A 15,234-nucleotide genomic window follows, 5' to 3' on the forward strand; every position below is an offset into this window, starting at 1 on the left:
GTCTGCCAATGCTGGCGTACGGTGGCGCCCGTGTCACGCGACGACGTCACAATCGGCATCGACATCGGCACCACCGCCGTCAAAGCGGTGGCTGCCGACGACAACGGTCGGGTGACGGCGCGGGTACGGATTGGCCACCAGCTGGCGGTGCCGGCCCCCGACCGGCTGGAGCACGACGCCGACGAAGCGTGGCGGCGGGGACCATTGGCAGCACTGGACCGGCTGGTCGGACCCGACACCCGGGCACTAGCCGTTGCCGCGATGGTGCCATCGCTGACCGCTGTCGATCCCGCGGGCCGGCCGATCACACCCGGGCTGCTGTACGGCGACGCCAGGGGTCGGGTACCGAACGCCTCGGTGGCACGGGCGCAGTCGGTGCCGTCGGTGGGTGAGACCGCCGAGTTTCTGCGCTGGACGGCCGGCCAAGCGCCGGATGCGTCCGGGTACTGGCCGGCGCCGGCGGTGGCCAATTACGCCCTGTCGGGCGAAGCGGTCATCGACTATGCCACGGCCGTCACGACTCTCCCGTTGTTCGACGGGACGGGATGGAACGCGACCGCGTGCGCCGACTGCGGTGTGACCGTTGACCGGATGCCGCGGGTGGAGACGTTCGGAGTGGGAGTGGGGCAGGTGCGCGGCACCGGCGCGGTGCTGGCGGTCGGTGCCGTCGATGCCCTGTGCGAACAGATCGTGGCCGGCGCCGACCGCGACGGCGACGTGTTGGTGCTATGCGGCGCCACCTTGATCGTGTGGACCACCATCTCCGCGGCTCGTCAAGTGCCGGGTTTGTGGACCATCCCGCATACGGCACCGGGCAAGAGCCAGATCGGAGGGGCCAGCAACGCTGGTGGGTTGTTCCTCAACTGGGTGGATCGTGTTATTGGACCGGGCGATCCAGCGCTAGCCGATCCGCGGCGGGTGCCGGTGTGGCTGCCCTATATACGCGGCGAGCGCACCCCGTTCCATGAGCCCGATCGCCGGGCCGTGCTCGACGGTGTGGATCTCTCCCAGGACGCCGCATCGGTGCGGCGGGCCGCCTACGAGGCGTCGGGCTTCGTCGTGCGCCAGCTCATCGAGCTAAGCGGGGCGCCGGTGGCGCGCATCGTGGCGGCAGGTGGGGGCACCCGGATACAGCCTTGGATGCAGGCTATCGCCGACGCGACCGGCCGGCCGGTGGAGGTGTCCAGGGTGGCCGAAGGGGCGGCACTGGGAGCGGCTTTCCTTGGCCGCTTGGCGGCCGGATTGGAATCGTCGATCGCCGACGCTGCCCGGTGGGCCTCAACTGACCGCATTGTCGAACCCAGTGCCGACTGGGCGGGGCCGACCAAGGAACGCTATCGCCGGTTCCTGGCGCTCAGCGGCTCGAAGTTGGCCTGACGGTGGACCAAGATGCATGGCGCAAGAACTGGTGTGTCGTTCTACGCTTATGCAATGACAGATCACGACCAGACCGCGGCCCGTCGAGAGATCGCCGATGCCCTGCTCGCCGCGCTGGAACGTCGGCATGAGGTCGCAGACGCCATCGTGGAGGCCGCCAACAAGGCCGCCGCCGTCGAGGCGATCGTGAACTTGCTGGGCACCTCGCACTTGGCCGCCGAAGCGGTGATGAGCATGTCTTTCGATCAGCTCACCCAGGATGCGCGCACAAAGATCATCGCCGAGCTCGACGACCTGAACAAACAGCTGAGCTTCACCGTCAAGGAGCGTCCAGCCAGCTCTGGTGAGGGCCTGGAGCTGCGGCCGTTCTCCCCAGATGAGGACCGCGACATCTTCGCCCGACGAACCGAAGAAATGGGCGCCGCCGGCGATGGATCCGGGGGACCCGCCGGCAGCGTCGACGACGAGATCCGAGCCGCACAAAAGCGCGTCGACGACGAGGAGGCGGCTTGGTTCGTGGCTGTTGATTCCGGCGTCAAGGTCGGGATGGTGTTCGGCGAGCTTGTCCACGGCGAGGTGGACGTCCGGATCTGGATTCACCCCGATCATCGAAAAAAGGGTTACGGAACCGCGGCATTGCGCAAGTCGCGCTCGGAGATGGCCTGGGCGTTCCCGGCCGTGCCGATGGTCGCGCGCGCGCCCGCGGCCCAACCCGCCCAGCCGGGAAGTGCCGGCTCCTAGCATCCGGTTCGGTCTGGCAGGCGGTCGCCAGGCCGATCGGCGGCGAATCCGTGGCGCCAACGCTGCCGCCGGATCCCAACTGGCTTAATCAGCGTGTGTCTTGGTGTTTCTGCTTCAGTTCGGCGGAGACATAGATCACCTCGCCGAACGGGGCGTCGTCGCCGTCGATCGGCGGCAGTCCGTTTTCAGCCAGCAGGTCGCTGGTGCTCGCGCTGGCTGTCCGCCAGCCGTGGTCGGCCAGATAGGTCCGCGCGTCCGTGCGGTCGCCGAAATACACCAGGCCCGACATGTCGAGGTCGAGGCCATGGCGCCTGAACCGCTCCGCCAGGCGCCGCATGCGTCCTCGCAGTTCTTCTTCGTTGAGCCGATTGATGTCGCGCAGGACTTCGGTGGCGAACTGGCTGCCCGGTACGCTCTGGGCGGTGATCTGGTCAAGCAGCCGGTCCTGCGCCTCGGCGGACAGATAGCCCAGCAGCCCCTCGGCGATCCAGGCGGTCCGCTGCGCGTTGTCAAAGCCGGCTTTTTGCAGGGCGGTGGGCCAGTCGTCGCGCAAATCGACCGCCACGGTGCGCCGGTCGGTCGTGGGTGCCGCACCCAGGCCGGCCAGCGTCGTGGTCTTGAAGTCGATCACCTGCGGCTGATCGACTTCGAAGACGATGGTGCCGGCTGGCCAGCGCAGCCGGTAGGCGCGGGAATCCAGGCCGGAAGCCAAGATGACGGCCTGCCGAATCCCGGCTCGGGTGGCATCCAGAAAGAAGTTGTCGAAGTAGTGAGTGCGAATGGCCATCGCGTCGGCGAACCGCCGCAGGCCGTTGGCCTCGTCTTCGGCTAGCTCGTCGGGATCCAGTTCGCCACTGGCCATGCGTACGAAGAAGTCGACGCCGACCGCGCGGACCAGCGGTTCCGCGAACTGGTCGTTGACCAGCGCGCCGGGAGCCCGGCCGGCTACCGCTCGGGCCGCCGCCACCATGGTGGCCGTCAAACCCACACTGGACGCCAAGTCCCACGAATCGCCCTCAAAGCGGGCACTGCCCGTTTGCGTCATCTGTAACCCCTTCGATAGCTCGCACCGTGGCGGCCCGGAACGGGCCAGTCCATACCAGCTGTTAGTCTCTTACACGATTTGGCGCGCGACGCCGTACGTCCTGGCCTGCGGGTGTTGGGCGCGTGATGCAAGATGACCCCGGGCTGCGCAGGAGGATAGAGTGCTTTCGGCTTTCATCTCGTCGCTGCGAACAGTCGACTTGAGACGAAAGATCCTCTTCACGCTGGGCATCGTCATTCTCTACCGTGTCGGTGCCGCGCTGCCGTCCCCCGGTGTCAATTTTCCGAACGTGCAGCAGTGCATCAAAGAAGCCAGCGCGGGCGAAGCCGGACAGATCTATTCCCTGATCAACCTGTTCTCCGGCGGTGCGTTATTAAAGCTCACGGTGTTCGCGGTGGGGGTGATGCCCTACATCACCGCCAGCATCATCGTGCAGCTGCTCACCGTGGTCATCCCGAGGTTCGAGGAACTCCGGAAGGAAGGCCAGGCGGGTCAGTCGAAGATGACCCAGTACACCCGTTACCTAGCGATCGCATTGGCTATCCTTCAAGCCACCAGCATCGTGGCGTTGGCTGCCAACGGCGGGTTGCTACAAGGTTGCTCGCTGGACATCATCGCCGACCAGAGCATTTTCACACTGGTCGTCATCGTGCTTGTGATGACGGGCGGCGCCGCGTTGGTGATGTGGATGGGCGAGTTGATCACCGAACGCGGCATCGGCAACGGCATGTCGCTGCTGATCTTCGTTGGCATCGCTGCCCGCATCCCGGCCGAAGGTCAAAGCATCCTGGAAAGCCGCGGTGGAGTCGTCTTCACCGCGGTCTGCGCGGCCGCGTTGATCATCATCGTCGGTGTGGTGTTCGTCGAACAGGGTCAGCGCCGGATTCCAGTGCAATACGCCAAGCGCATGGTGGGCCGGCGGATGTATGGCGGGACTTCGACTTATCTGCCGCTCAAGGTCAACCAGGCCGGCGTTATCCCGGTTATCTTCGCGTCGTCGCTGATCTACATTCCGCACCTGATCACCCAGCTGATTCGCAGCGGCAGCGGTGTCGTGGGAAACAGCTGGTGGGACAAATTCGTCGGCACGTACCTGTCCGACCCGAGCAACCTGGTCTACATCGGCATCTACTTCGGCCTCATCATCTTCTTCACCTACTTCTACGTGTCGATCACCTTCAACCCCGACGAACGTGCCGACGAGATGAAGAAGTTCGGCGGCTTCATTCCGGGAATTCGGCCGGGCCGTCCGACCGCAGACTATCTGCGCTATGTGCTGAGCCGGATTACCTTGCCGGGCTCGATTTACCTCGGCGTGATCGCCGTGCTGCCCAACCTGTTCCTCCAGATCGGCGCCGGTGGAACCGTGCAGAACCTGCCCTTTGGGGGTACCGCGGTGCTGATCATGATCGGTGTCGGTTTGGATACGGTCAAGCAGATCGAGAGTCAGCTCATGCAGCGCAACTACGAAGGGTTCCTCAAGTGAGAGTTTTGTTGCTGGGACCGCCCGGGGCGGGCAAGGGGACGCAGGCGGTGAAGCTGGCCGAGAAGCTCGGGATCCCGCAGATCTCCACCGGCGAACTCTTCCGGCGCAACATCGAAGAGGGCACCAAGCTCGGCGTGGAAGCCAAACGCTACTTGGATGCCGGTGACTTGGTGCCGTCCGACTTGACCAATGAACTCGTCGACGACCGGCTGAACAATCCGGACGCGGCCAACGGATTCATCTTGGATGGCTATCCACGCTCGGTCGAGCAGGCCAAGGCGCTTCACGAGATGCTCGAACGCCGGGGGACCGACATCGACGCGGTGCTGGAGTTTCGTGTGTCCGAGGAGGTGTTGTTGGAGCGACTCAAGGGGCGTGGCCGCGCCGACGACACCGACGACGTCATCCTCAACCGGATGAAGGTCTACCGCGACGAGACCGCGCCGCTGCTGGAGTACTACCGCGACCAATTGAAGACCGTCGACGCCGTCGGCACCATGGACGAGGTGTTCGCCCGTGCGTTGCGGGCTCTGGGAAAGTAGTCATGCGCCCACTGGCACGGCTGCGGGGTCGCAGGGTCGTGCCGCAGCGCAGTGCCGGCGAACTCGACGCGATGGCCGCGGCGGGCGCCGTCGTTGCCGCCGCGCTGCGGGCGATCCGTGCGGCAGCGGCTCCCGGCACATCCAGCCTGAGTCTCGACGAGATCGCCGAGTCGGTGATCCGCGAATCCGGCGCCACCCCGTCGTTTCTGGGCTATCACGGCTACCCGGCCTCGATCTGCGCGTCGATCAACGACCGGGTGGTTCATGGCATCCCGTCGACCGCCGAGGTGCTCGCGCCCGGTGATCTGGTATCCATCGACTGCGGTGCGGTGCTGGACGGTTGGCATGGCGATGCGGCGATCACCTTCGGGGTTGGCGCCCTGAGCGACGCCGACGAAGCGCTGTCGGAGGCGACAAGGGAATCGCTTCAGGCCGGCATCGCCGCGATGGTGGTCGGCAATCGGTTGACCGACGTCGCGCATGCCATCGAAACGGGTACCCGTGCCGCCGAGCTCCGTTATGGACGCTCGTTCGGGATCGTCGCCGGTTACGGGGGCCACGGCATCGGCCGCCAGATGCATATGGATCCGTTCCTGCCGAACGAGGGTGCGCCGGGGCGCGGTCCGCTGCTGGCTGCCGGCTCGGTGCTGGCCATCGAACCGATGCTGACCCTCGGTACCACCAAAACGGTGGTGCTCGACGACAAATGGACGGTCACCACCGCCGATGGGTCACGTGCGGCACACTGGGAACACACCGTGGCGGTAACCGACGACGGGCCCCGAATTCTGACGCTCGGTTAGCGCGGCTGCCGGCGCGGGCAGTGGTGAACCAAACTCTTACTCGACTCGTGTCAGTAAGCGGGAGGTGATCGCGTGGCTCGTGTGTCGGGCGCCGCGGCCGCTGAAGCCGCGTTGATGAGGGCGCTCTATGACGAGCATGCCGCCGTGTTGTGGCGTTACGCGCTGCGCTTGACCGGGGATGCGGCCCAAGCCGAAGACGTCGTCCAAGAGACGCTGTTGCGGGCGTGGCAGCATCCGGAGGTGATCGGCGACACCGCGCGGCCGGCAAGGGCGTGGTTGTTCACCGTCGCGCGCAACATGATCATCGACGAGCGGCGCAGCGCCCGGTTCCGCAATGTGGTCGGTTCGACCGACCAATCGGGCACACCCGAGCAGTCGACGCCGGACGAGGTGAACGCCGCACTGGATCGGCTGCTGATCGCCGATGCGCTGGCCCAACTGTCCGCCGAGCATAGGGCCGTGATCCAGCGGTCCTACTACCGCGGATGGTCGACCGCACAGATTGCCACCGACCTCGGAATTGCCGAAGGAACGGTGAAGTCGCGATTGCACTACGCCGTGCGCGCGTTGCGGCTCACTCTGCAGGAACTGGGAGTTACTCGATGACGGCAGAGCCCATTCACATTGCTGCCGGCTCCGGATACGTGAGGGTGACAGGAGAGAGATGACATGACGATGCCGCTACGAGGACTTGGCCCGCCCGATGACACCGGTGTGCGCGAGGTGTCGACGGGTGATGATCACCACTACGCGATGTGGGATGCAGCTTACGTGTTGGGAGCATTGTCTGCGGCCGACCGCCGCGAATTCGAAGCGCACCTGGCCGGTTGCCCCGAATGCCGGGGGGCCGTCACCGAACTCTGCGGGGTGCCCGCCCTGCTGTCCCAGCTCGATCGTGACGAAGTGGCCGCGATTAGCGAATCCGCCCCGACTGTGGCGGCTTCGGGGCTGTCGCCGGAGTTGTTGCCGTCGTTGCTGGCGGCGGTGCACAGGCGTCGGCGCCGTACCCGGCTGATCACCTGGGTGGCCTCGTCCGCCGCTGCCGCGGTGCTGGCGATCGGTGTGCTAGTCGGTGTGCAGGGCCACTCCGCGGCACCGCAGCAGGCGGCCGTGTCGGCGCTGCCGATGGCCCAGGTCGGCACGCAGCTGTTGGCGTCCACGGTGTCGATCAGCGGCGAGCCTTGGGGGACGTTCATCAACCTGCGGTGCGTCTGCCTGGCGCCGCCGTATGCTTCCCACGACACGCTGGCCATGGTTGTGGTGGGTCGTGACGGCAGCCAGACACGGCTGGCGACTTGGTTGGCCGAACCCGGTCACACCGCGACACCCGCCGGCAGCATTTCGACACCGGTTGACCAGATCGCCGCCGTGCAAGTGGTTGCCGCCGATACCGGCCAGGTTCTGCTGCAGCGTTCGCTCTAAGACTGAGCTTGAGGCACCTGGCGCCCTGCTATTGGCACGCCCTACAAGCACCGGGTGGTCGGGCGTCGACCACCTGCTCGGAGTGGGCTGCATGATGCCGCGCATCTTCAGTCGTGCTGGCCAAACACGAGTTCTCCGCTGCCACGGTGGCCGACGGGTACAGCCGCAGCGGGGCCGGGTTCGGGGTCGCGGCGGCGGCCCCCGGTGGCGGCACTTTCCTCGGTCAGAAATGCGCCGCAGCAACGGCAAGCTGAATTCCGTAAGGTTGGCCCGCGTCGACGCATGTGCGATAAGAAGGGGGCGTGGCCTCAGATAATCGCGACCCCATCGCCGCAGCACGGACCAACTGGGAGCGTTCCGGGTGGGGTGATGTGTCGCTAGGCATGGTGGCGGTGACGTCGGTGATGCGTGCGCATCAGATTCTGCTGGCCCGCGTCGAGACGGCGCTGCGCCCCTATGACCTGAGTTTCTCCCGCTTCGAGCTGCTGCGGCTGCTGGCGTTCAGCCGTATCGGAGCGCTACCGATCACCAAAGCGTCGGACCGATTGCAGGTTCACGTGACCAGCGTCACCCACGCGATCCGCCGGCTGGAGGCCGATGGATTGGTGCGGCGGGTTCCGCACCCCACCGACGGGCGGACCACACTGGTGCAGATCACCGAGCTGGGTCGCTCCACGGTCGAGGACGCCACCGTCACCCTCAACGAGCAGGTGTTCGCCAACGTTGGGATGGGCGCCGAGGAATCGCAGGCGCTGGTGTCGGCCGTCGAAACGTTGCGGCGCAACGCCGGCGACTTTTGAGGGCGGGCAGACGCGTAAGCGCCCAATGTCGTGCCGAAATGGGCGCTTATGCGTCTGCTCGCGCCCGGCTTGGCGCGCAGGCGGCGACATTCCATGACCAGTTTGTGCGGGCCTTGACCGCGGGCGCGGGCTCGTATGCGACCGCCGAGGCCGGCGGCGCCGGCTTGCTGCTGGACAATGGCGGGGCTCGGCGGTATCCGGCGGCGGGCAGCTAACCGGACTGCCCCGAAACCCACTGCGTGGTCAACGATTTCAGGACAAGCTGTTAGCAGGACGTGCCCGCGCTGCGCTATCCAAAAACGTCATGGGCACGCATGATGGTGAAATGCGGCGGACACCAATTCAACCGCGAAAGGCAGGACAGTGGACCCACTGATGGCTCACCAGCGCGCTCAGGACGCGTTCGCCGCGCTCCTGGCCAACGTCCGCGCTGACCAGCTCGGCGGCCCCACGCCCTGCTCGGAGTGGACGATCAACGATCTGATCGAGCACGTCGTCGGCGGCAACGAGCAGGTCGGGCGATGGGCGGCCAGCCCCATCGAGCCACCCGCCCGGCCCGATGGCCTCGTTGCCGCCCACCAAGCCGCGGCCGCGGTCGCCCACGAGATCTTCGCGGCGCCGGGCGGGATGTCCGCCACATTCAAGCTGCCGTTCGGCGAGGTTCCCGGGCAGGTGTTCATCGGGTTACGCACCACCGATGTGCTGACCCACGCGTGGGATCTTGCCGCCGCCACCGGCCAATCCACCGATCTTGATCCCGAGTTGGCCGTCGAGCGGCTCGCCGCCGCGCGTGCCTTGGTGGGGCCGCAGTTCCGTGGGCCGGGAAAGCCCTTCGCGGACGAGAAGCCTTGCCCGCGTGAGCGCCCGCCCGCCGATCAGCTGGCGGCATTTCTGGGCCGCACGGTGCGGTGAACCCGCGAATTCGGCTGCCGCGCAACGTGTGGATCACCGCGCTGCGGTCCAGGGCGCCGTGGTCGGCGGCGAATCTGGCGTAGATTTCGGCGGGGTGGCCACCTAGCGGCGCCGCCGCACCGGTCGAGGCCACCGCTTCCAAGGCCAGGCCCACATCTTGATCGGCGTGGTGGCCACGCCCGGTGTGAAGTGCTGTTGGCCGTGATGTCGGATTACAGTCTCGGCGTGCCCGACGAGACAGGCCTTGGTGCTGACGCGGCGCGCGCGCGTGAAGCGGCGCTGACACAGCACATTGGGGTATCCGCGGAGACCGATCGGGCCGTCGTCCCCAAGCTGCGCCAGGCCTATGACAGCCTGGTGTGCGGTCGCCGCCGGCTTGGCGCCATTGGAGCCGAGATCGAGAACGCGGTGGCCCATCAGCGCGCGCTGGGCCTTGACACCCCGGCCGGTGCCCGTAACTTCTCCCGGTTTCTCGCCACCAAAGCACACGACATCACGCGAGTGCTGGCCGCAACCGCCGCGGAATCCCAGGCCGGCGCGGCGCGGTTGCGATCCCTGGCTTCGTCCTATCAGGCTGTGGGATTTGGCCCCAAACCCCAGGAGCCGCCTCCGGATCCAGTGCCATTTCCGCCCTACCAGCCGAAGGTGTGGGCGGCGTGCCGGGCGCGTGGCCAAGACCCGGACAAGGTCGTCAGGACGTTCCATCACGCGCCGATGAGCGCGAGATTCCGCTCGCTACCGGCCGGAGACTCCGTGTTGTACTGCGGCAATGACAAGTACGGGCTGCTGCACATTCAGGCCAAGCATGGACGGCAATGGCACGATATTGCGGATGCACGATGGCCGAGTGCAGGCAATTGGCGCTATCTCGCCGATTACGCAATCGGTGCCACACTGGCCTACCCGGAGCGAGTGGAGTACAACCAAGACAACGACACGTTCGCCGTATACCGGAGAATGTCGTTGCCAGACGGCAGATACGTTTTCACAACCCGCGTCATTATTTCGGCACGCGACGGGAAGATCATTACGGCCTTCCCGCAGACGACGTGATGCGTCGGTTGGGAACTAAGGGAAGGTGATGGCGTGACCGGGCCACCGCGAAGCTATACAGGGCGCCGGGATCTCATCGCGGAGAAGCTGGAGTCGTACTTTCAGATCAGCGCCATGCTGCCGAAGAACACCAGACCCACCTCGGAAACCGCCGAAGAGTTCTGGGACAACTCGCTGTGGTGCAGCTGGGGCGACCGAGAAACGGGATACACCCGCACCGTCACGGTTTCGATCTGCCAGGTGGCGGACGGCGAACGTGAGGCCGAAGGGGTTCGGGACATGATGCGGCTGGAGTGTCCGGCTGGGCTGGATCTACGGACACCCAACCCGGAGGCATACGAGATTACCGGTCAGCGACCCGGAGAATTCGTGTTCGTGCTCGGCTATCTGGGGCATGTGCGGGCCATCGTGGGCAACTGTTACATCGAGATCATGCCGATGGGCACCGGGGTCGAGCTGAGCAAGTTGGCCGATGTGGCATTGGATATCGGCCGCAGTGTCGGATGCTCGGCCTACGAGAACGACTTCACGCTGCCGGATATTCCAACGCAGTGGCGCAACCAGCCGCTGGGCTGGTACACGCAGGGCCTTGCCCCCTACCTGCCGGGGCTGTCGGACCCGAAAGACGCCGCCGAGGGCTGATGGGTGTGCCGGCGACCTCTGAGGGCGAGCAGACGCATAAGCGCCCAATTTCGGGCTCTTCTGACCCTTCCGTGGGTGGAACCTTGGTCTGAGTAGGCGCACGTCGTTGTAGCTTAAGGTTGCTGGTTTGTCAAAGGTCCGAAACCAAGGGGAGCGAGCAACGACGTGCGCAATGCGAGGTTGTGGCGTGAACTGCTGGGTGTTGATAAGCGGACGGTGGCCTACGCCAGGTGTTTTCGGTCAAAGGCGAAGAAGGCAAGCAGGCACTGGATCGGTGGATCTCCTGGGCGCGGCGCTGCCGCATCCCCGTCTTCGTGGAGCTGGCCGGCGGCATCGTGCGACACCGCCAAGCCATCGACGCCGCCCTTGACCACGGCCTATGGCAAGGACTGATCGAATCCACCAACACCAAGATCCGACTCCTAACCCGGATCGCGTTCGGATTCCGCTCCCCCGAAGCACTCATCGCCTTGGCCATGCTCGCCCTCGGCGGCCGCCGCCCCGCCCTACCGGGCAGAACCAAACACCCACGGATCAGTCAGTAGAGCCGGAAAACCTGGGATTTCGCTGCCCGTTGGACGGTGCAATGCGCTTCTGTCCATGAGTCGCTGGAAGACCTGGGCATCTCGCCCGGGTTGTCCTGGCTTATTGGGCCATGACCTCTTGGGAGGTGTCACATATCGTTTGTGATCGCGGCGCCGGAGGCCATCGCGGCAGCGGCCACGGATTTGGCAAGCATCGGTTCGACGATCGGGGCGGCCAACGCCGCGGCCGCGGCCAACACGACGGCGGTGCTGGCCGCGGGCGCCGATCAGGTGTCGGTGGCCATCGCGGCGGCTTTTGGGGCGCACGGCCAGGCCTATCAGGCGCTCAGCGCGCAGGCGGCGACGTTTCATATCCAGTTTGTGCAGGCCTTGACCGCGGGCGCGGGCTCGTATGCGGCCGCCGAGGCCGCCAGCGCCGCGTCCATAACCAGTCCGCTGCTCGACGCGATCAACGCGCCCTTCCTGGCGGCGTTGGGGCGCCCGCTGATCGGTAACGGCGCCGACGGGGCGCCGGGGACCGGGGCCGCCGGCGGGGCCGGCGGATTGTTGTTCGGCAACGGCGGCGCGGGCGGGTCCGGCGCGCCCGGCGGGGCCGGCGGATTGTTGTTCGGCAACGGCGGCGCCGGCGGCCCCGGCGCGTCCGGCGGCGCGCTGGGCTGATCGGCAACGGCGGTAACGGCGGTAAGGGCGGGCTTGGGGTCCCGCCGGGTGTCGGTGGTACCGGCGGCGCCGGGGGGCTGCTGCTCGGCCTGGATGGGTTGACGTAGGCGGCGGCCCGCAGCCCGCCGGGCTCCACGTCATCTGGCGCTGCTGGCAGACCAACGCTCCCTACGAGCCCACGCGCCACCGAGCCCTCCAGGGCCCTGCTGGCCCAACATCAACGAACGGATACCTGGGACAGGACGACTGGAAGGCGGGCAGTTGACCCATGCCGAATACCGGTGGCAGCCTGCTGCACATCGCATCCACTTCCGGGCGACCAACACGTCGAGCAGCCGCGACATCCGCGGCATGCAATGCTGGCGGCGCGACAGGTGCTAGGAGGAGTGGTTGCCCGCACCGTAGTAGTTCAGCCAGGCCGCAATGCGTTGACCGATACGCGGGTCGGTTTCCTCCGGCAGCAGCAAAACCCGAGCCTGGATCACACCCACGTCGAGCAGGCCGCTTCGGATGAGGGCGGCCACGAAAGCTTTGTCCTTCTCGCGTCCGGCGGCAAGTTTCGCCACCGCGAGGTCGTGCGGTTCCAGAAAGCGTGGTTTCGCCGGGCGCGAGGATTCGACGGTCCAACTGACCAGCCGGTCCCGCCACCCGTTAGGCAGGATCGCGGTGTCGATATGTACGCCCTCGGCATAAACGCCATTGCTGCGGTGAAAATCGGACATCTCGCCGATTGCCACGTCGACATGATCCGCTTTGTCCCGCGCCGGGTCGTTGACAAACGCGATGTCGGCCTCCTGGGAGGCGGTGGCCTGCGGCGGTAGTTCGTTTTCATCAAATGACCCCAGGATCGACTGCGACCCGAGTACCAGCACGTCCACATCGCCCACAACAGCACAGGCGCGGCGGAGGAGATGTGCAAGTTGCTGACGCGTCATTCCGTCATGGCCCGCTCGTGCTCGCGATCCCAGTGATCCTTGAACGACCGCAGCACCGCGACCCTCGTCGCCTCCGGCAGTATGCCCGCGAACGGGGAGTTCTGCCGCATCTCCCGAGCGTCCTCCGAAGGGCTGGTCAATACGTGCATGACCGCGTCGAGGCCGTCGTTAAGGACACGCTGCCACTTCGTGAAATACCACCCCGCCATGCCGTCCCGACGATGCATACCCGACCAGCGACGCAAGTTCTCTCGTGCGGCGGAGACGACCGTATCCGGTTCGGTCAACAGCGGGCTCAGCAGGGCGCGATGCAGCCACAGCGACCTTTCCTCCTCGCGGGTCAACCGGCGGCTCGTGACGCGCTCGACTTCGCTACTGGGCACCCGCCGATGGCTGCCGACGTGCACGCACACCATCTCGCCGCGGTCACACATGTTGACGACATGCTGCCGCGATACCCCGAGTATCTGCGCGGCCTCACTCGTCTTCAGCAGAGTCTCCATGTCCCAATGCTGGCTAGTAAACCCAAAAAACACAACATCGTTGCGGAGCGTGATCGCACCGGCTGACGGCAGAGCGAGGGCCCCAGTTCCGCGGCCGACAGGTGGCAGTGAGCTAGCGCCGGCGGGTCCGGCGGGTCCGGCGGGTTTGGCCTCCCCAGCGGGGGGAAAGGGGGGGCCGGCGGCGACGCCGGCATGCTCTTCGGCTCCGGCGGCTCCGGCGGCTCCGGCGGCGCCGGCGGCATTAGTAGAAGCGTCGGGGACGGCGCCGCCGGCGGGGCCGGCGGGGCCGGCGGGCTGATCGGCAACGGCGGCAACGGCGGCAACGGCGGCGCGAGCACCGGCGGCGGGGACGGTGGGCCCGGTGGGGCCGGCGGCACCGGCGTGTTGATCGGCAACGGCGGCAACGGCGGCAGCGGCGGGACCGGCGCGACCCTGGGCAAGGCCGGCATCGGCGGTACCGGGGGGGTGCTGTTGGGCCTGGACGGCTTTACGGCCCCCGCCAGCACCTCGCCCCTGCACACCCTGCAGCAGGACGTGATCAATATGGTGAACGACCCCTTCCAGACGCTCACCGGGCGTCCGCTGATCGGCAACGGCGCCAACGGCACTCCGGGGACCGGGGCTGACGGCGGAGCCGGCGGCTGGTTGTTCGGCAACGGCGGAAACGGCGGGCAGGGAACGATCGGCGGCGTCAACGGCGGGGCCGGCGGGGCCGGCGGGATCTTGTTCGGCACCGGCGGGGCCGGCGGAAGCGGTGGTGCCGGCGCGGTCGGTGGCAATGGCGGGGCCGGCGGTAACGGCGGGCTGTTCGCCAACGGGGGAGCCGGCGGGCCCGGTGGGTTTGGCAGCCCCGCTGGGGCTGGCGGGATCGGCGGGGCAGGTGGGAACGGCGGGCTGTTCGGCGCCGGCGGGACCGGCGGGGCCGGCGGGGGAAGCACCCTCGCCGGCGGCGCCGGCGGGGCGGGCGGCAACGGCGGGCTGTTCGGCGCCGGCGGCACCGGCGGCGCCGGCAGCCATAGCACCGCCGCCGGAGTTTCCGGAGGGGCCGGCGGGGCCGGCGGCGACGCGGGTTTGCTCGTCGGCTCCGGCGGGGCCGGCGGGGCCGGCGCCTCCGCCACCGGCGCCGCCACCGGCGGGGACGGCGGGGCCGGCGGCAAGTCCGGAGCGTTCGGTCTCGGAGGTGACGGCGGCGCCGGCGGCGCCACCGGTTTGTCCGGTGCTTTCCACATCGGCGGCAAGGGCGGCGTCGGCGGCAGCGCCGTGCTGATCGGCAACGGCGGCAACGGCGGCAACGGCGGTAACAGCGGTAACGCCGGGAAATCCGGGGGTGCACCCGGCCCCAGCGGCGCCGGCGGCGCCGGCGGGCTGCTGCTCGGTGAGAACGGGCTGAACGGCTTGATGTAGCCGGCGGGCCTGCGACCGCGCGCGGCGTTGACAGCATCGCTTCGGCCGCTCGACCGCAGATGATGCTGTTGATGCGTTACCGTGTGCATCATGCGCACCACGGTGTCAATCTCCGATGAAATACTCGCTGCCGCCAAACGCCGGGCCCGCGAGCGTGGTCAATCGCTCGGCGCGGTGATCGAGGACGCCCTTCGCCGGGAGTTCGCCGCCGCCCACGTCGGCGGCGCCCGCCCGACCGTCCCGGTTTTCGACGGCGGCACCGGTCCGCGGCGAGGCATCGACCTGACCTCGAATAGAGCGTTGTCCGAAGTGCTCGACGAGGGCCTGGAACTGAACTCCCGGAAGTAACCCCCAATAGGCGCAG

Annotated in this window: 16 protein-coding genes and 5 pseudogenes; 17 read left to right on the forward strand and 4 right to left on the reverse strand. The window is 67.3% G+C overall.

Going from position 1 to position 15,234, the window contains the following annotated elements:
- Positions 1-30: 30 nt before the first annotated feature.
- On the forward strand, positions 31-1,377 hold the full coding sequence (locus tag MCAN_RS03825) for a xylulokinase (protein ID WP_003403701.1): 1,347 nt from the start codon (positions 31-33) through the stop codon (positions 1,375-1,377).
- Positions 1,378-1,431: 54 nt separating this feature from the next.
- Positions 1,432-2,118 carry a GNAT family N-acetyltransferase gene (locus MCAN_RS03830; protein ID WP_041179574.1) on the forward strand — a complete coding sequence of 229 codons (687 nt, stop codon included), beginning with the start codon at positions 1,432-1,434 and terminating at the stop codon, positions 2,116-2,118.
- An 88-nt stretch (positions 2,119-2,206) separates the two neighbouring features.
- Here the strand turns inward: MCAN_RS03830 and MCAN_RS03835 are convergent, their stop codons facing one another.
- Positions 2,207-3,163, reverse strand: coding sequence for a class I SAM-dependent methyltransferase (locus MCAN_RS03835; RefSeq protein ID WP_014000382.1), 957 nt, complete (start codon positions 3,161-3,163; stop codon positions 2,207-2,209).
- A 160-nt stretch (positions 3,164-3,323) separates the two neighbouring features.
- Between MCAN_RS03835 and secY the strand changes: the two genes are divergently transcribed.
- The 9 genes and pseudogenes from secY (at position 3,324) to MCAN_RS03875 (ending at position 9,128) form a co-directional block, all read left to right on the forward strand.
- The gene (gene secY / locus MCAN_RS03840) at positions 3,324-4,649 is read left to right on the forward strand and encodes a preprotein translocase subunit SecY (RefSeq protein WP_003403723.1); all 1,326 of its coding nucleotides are present in this window, start codon (positions 3,324-3,326) and stop codon (positions 4,647-4,649) included.
- Positions 4,646-5,191, forward strand: coding sequence for an adenylate kinase (locus MCAN_RS03845; RefSeq protein ID WP_003403726.1), 546 nt, complete (start codon positions 4,646-4,648; stop codon positions 5,189-5,191). The genes secY and MCAN_RS03845 overlap by 4 nt, the downstream gene beginning before the upstream one ends.
- Before the next feature lie 2 nt (positions 5,192-5,193).
- Complete coding sequence (map, locus tag MCAN_RS03850; protein WP_003403728.1) at positions 5,194-5,994, forward strand: type I methionyl aminopeptidase; 801 nt, start codon at positions 5,194-5,196, stop codon at positions 5,992-5,994.
- Positions 5,995-6,066: 72 nt separating this feature from the next.
- Positions 6,067-6,600, forward strand: a complete 534-nt coding sequence (gene sigL, locus MCAN_RS03855) for a sigma-70 family RNA polymerase sigma factor SigL (RefSeq protein WP_003403731.1) — start codon at positions 6,067-6,069, stop codon at positions 6,598-6,600.
- Positions 6,601-6,663: 63 nt separating this feature from the next.
- Positions 6,664-7,416 (forward strand): anti-sigma-L factor RslA, encoded by a 753-nt coding sequence (rslA, locus tag MCAN_RS03860; protein WP_014000383.1) that lies wholly within the window; start codon positions 6,664-6,666, stop codon positions 7,414-7,416.
- A 107-nt stretch (positions 7,417-7,523) separates the two neighbouring features.
- Positions 7,524-7,628 (forward strand): annotated as a pseudogene (locus MCAN_RS22900) (thiamine pyrophosphate-binding protein); the annotation flags it as partial.
- Positions 7,629-7,718: 90 nt separating this feature from the next.
- Positions 7,719-8,216: a MarR family transcriptional regulator gene (locus MCAN_RS03865; RefSeq protein ID WP_014000384.1), complete on the forward strand. Its 498-nt coding sequence runs from the start codon at positions 7,719-7,721 to the stop codon at positions 8,214-8,216.
- Positions 8,213-8,431 (forward strand): PE family protein, encoded by a 219-nt coding sequence (locus MCAN_RS24055; protein ID WP_407635594.1) that lies wholly within the window; start codon positions 8,213-8,215, stop codon positions 8,429-8,431. Before MCAN_RS03865 ends, MCAN_RS24055 begins: the two co-directional genes overlap by 4 nt.
- Before the next feature lie 148 nt (positions 8,432-8,579).
- A complete protein-coding gene (locus MCAN_RS03875) occupies positions 8,580-9,128 on the forward strand; it encodes a TIGR03086 family metal-binding protein (RefSeq protein WP_014000385.1) in 549 nt (182 codons plus the stop codon).
- A gap of 19 nt (positions 9,129-9,147) precedes the next feature.
- Here the strand turns inward: MCAN_RS03875 and MCAN_RS23360 are convergent.
- Positions 9,148-9,291, reverse strand: a pseudogene (locus MCAN_RS23360) (3-hydroxyisobutyrate dehydrogenase); the annotation flags it as partial.
- Between the two features lie 81 nt (positions 9,292-9,372).
- On the opposite strand from MCAN_RS23360, the pseudogene MCAN_RS03880 reads away from it, so the two are divergent.
- The 4 genes and pseudogenes from MCAN_RS03880 (at position 9,373) to MCAN_RS03895 (ending at position 12,028) form a co-directional block, all read left to right on the forward strand.
- Positions 9,373-10,181 (forward strand): annotated as a pseudogene (locus MCAN_RS03880) (DUF4226 domain-containing protein).
- Between the two features lie 114 nt (positions 10,182-10,295).
- Entirely contained in the window at positions 10,296-10,823 is a 528-nt protein-coding gene (locus tag MCAN_RS23365; protein ID WP_014000386.1) for a hypothetical protein, read from the forward strand.
- A 221-nt stretch (positions 10,824-11,044) separates the two neighbouring features.
- A pseudogene (locus tag MCAN_RS03890) lies at positions 11,045-11,368 on the forward strand (transposase); the annotation flags it as partial.
- Positions 11,369-11,500: 132 nt separating this feature from the next.
- The gene (locus MCAN_RS03895; RefSeq protein WP_003901009.1) at positions 11,501-12,028 is read left to right on the forward strand and encodes a PE family protein; all 528 of its coding nucleotides are present in this window, start codon (positions 11,501-11,503) and stop codon (positions 12,026-12,028) included.
- A 377-nt stretch (positions 12,029-12,405) separates the two neighbouring features.
- Here MCAN_RS03895 and MCAN_RS03900 read toward each other — a convergent pair whose 3' ends face one another.
- Both MCAN_RS03900 and MCAN_RS03905 read right to left on the reverse strand, forming a co-directional pair.
- The gene (locus tag MCAN_RS03900; RefSeq protein ID WP_003403820.1) at positions 12,406-12,963 is read right to left on the reverse strand and encodes a DUF6036 family nucleotidyltransferase; all 558 of its coding nucleotides are present in this window, start codon (positions 12,961-12,963) and stop codon (positions 12,406-12,408) included.
- On the reverse strand, positions 12,960-13,466 hold the full coding sequence (locus tag MCAN_RS03905) for a helix-turn-helix domain-containing protein (protein ID WP_003403827.1): 507 nt from the start codon (positions 13,464-13,466) through the stop codon (positions 12,960-12,962). The genes MCAN_RS03900 and MCAN_RS03905 overlap by 4 nt, the downstream gene beginning before the upstream one ends.
- A 117-nt stretch (positions 13,467-13,583) precedes the next feature.
- Between MCAN_RS03905 and MCAN_RS03910 the strand changes: the two are divergent.
- Both MCAN_RS03910 and MCAN_RS03915 read left to right on the forward strand, forming a co-directional pair.
- Positions 13,584-14,870 (forward strand): annotated as a pseudogene (locus MCAN_RS03910) (PGRS repeat-containing protein); the annotation flags it as partial.
- A gap of 90 nt (positions 14,871-14,960) precedes the next feature.
- Positions 14,961-15,218: a ribbon-helix-helix protein, CopG family gene (locus tag MCAN_RS03915; protein WP_003403834.1), complete on the forward strand. Its 258-nt coding sequence runs from the start codon at positions 14,961-14,963 to the stop codon at positions 15,216-15,218.
- Positions 15,219-15,234 lie beyond the last annotated feature (16 nt).

Origin of the sequence: Mycobacterium canetti CIPT 140010059 (assembly GCF_000253375.1) — a bacterium.
GTDB lineage: Bacteria > Actinomycetota > Actinomycetes > Mycobacteriales > Mycobacteriaceae > Mycobacterium > Mycobacterium tuberculosis.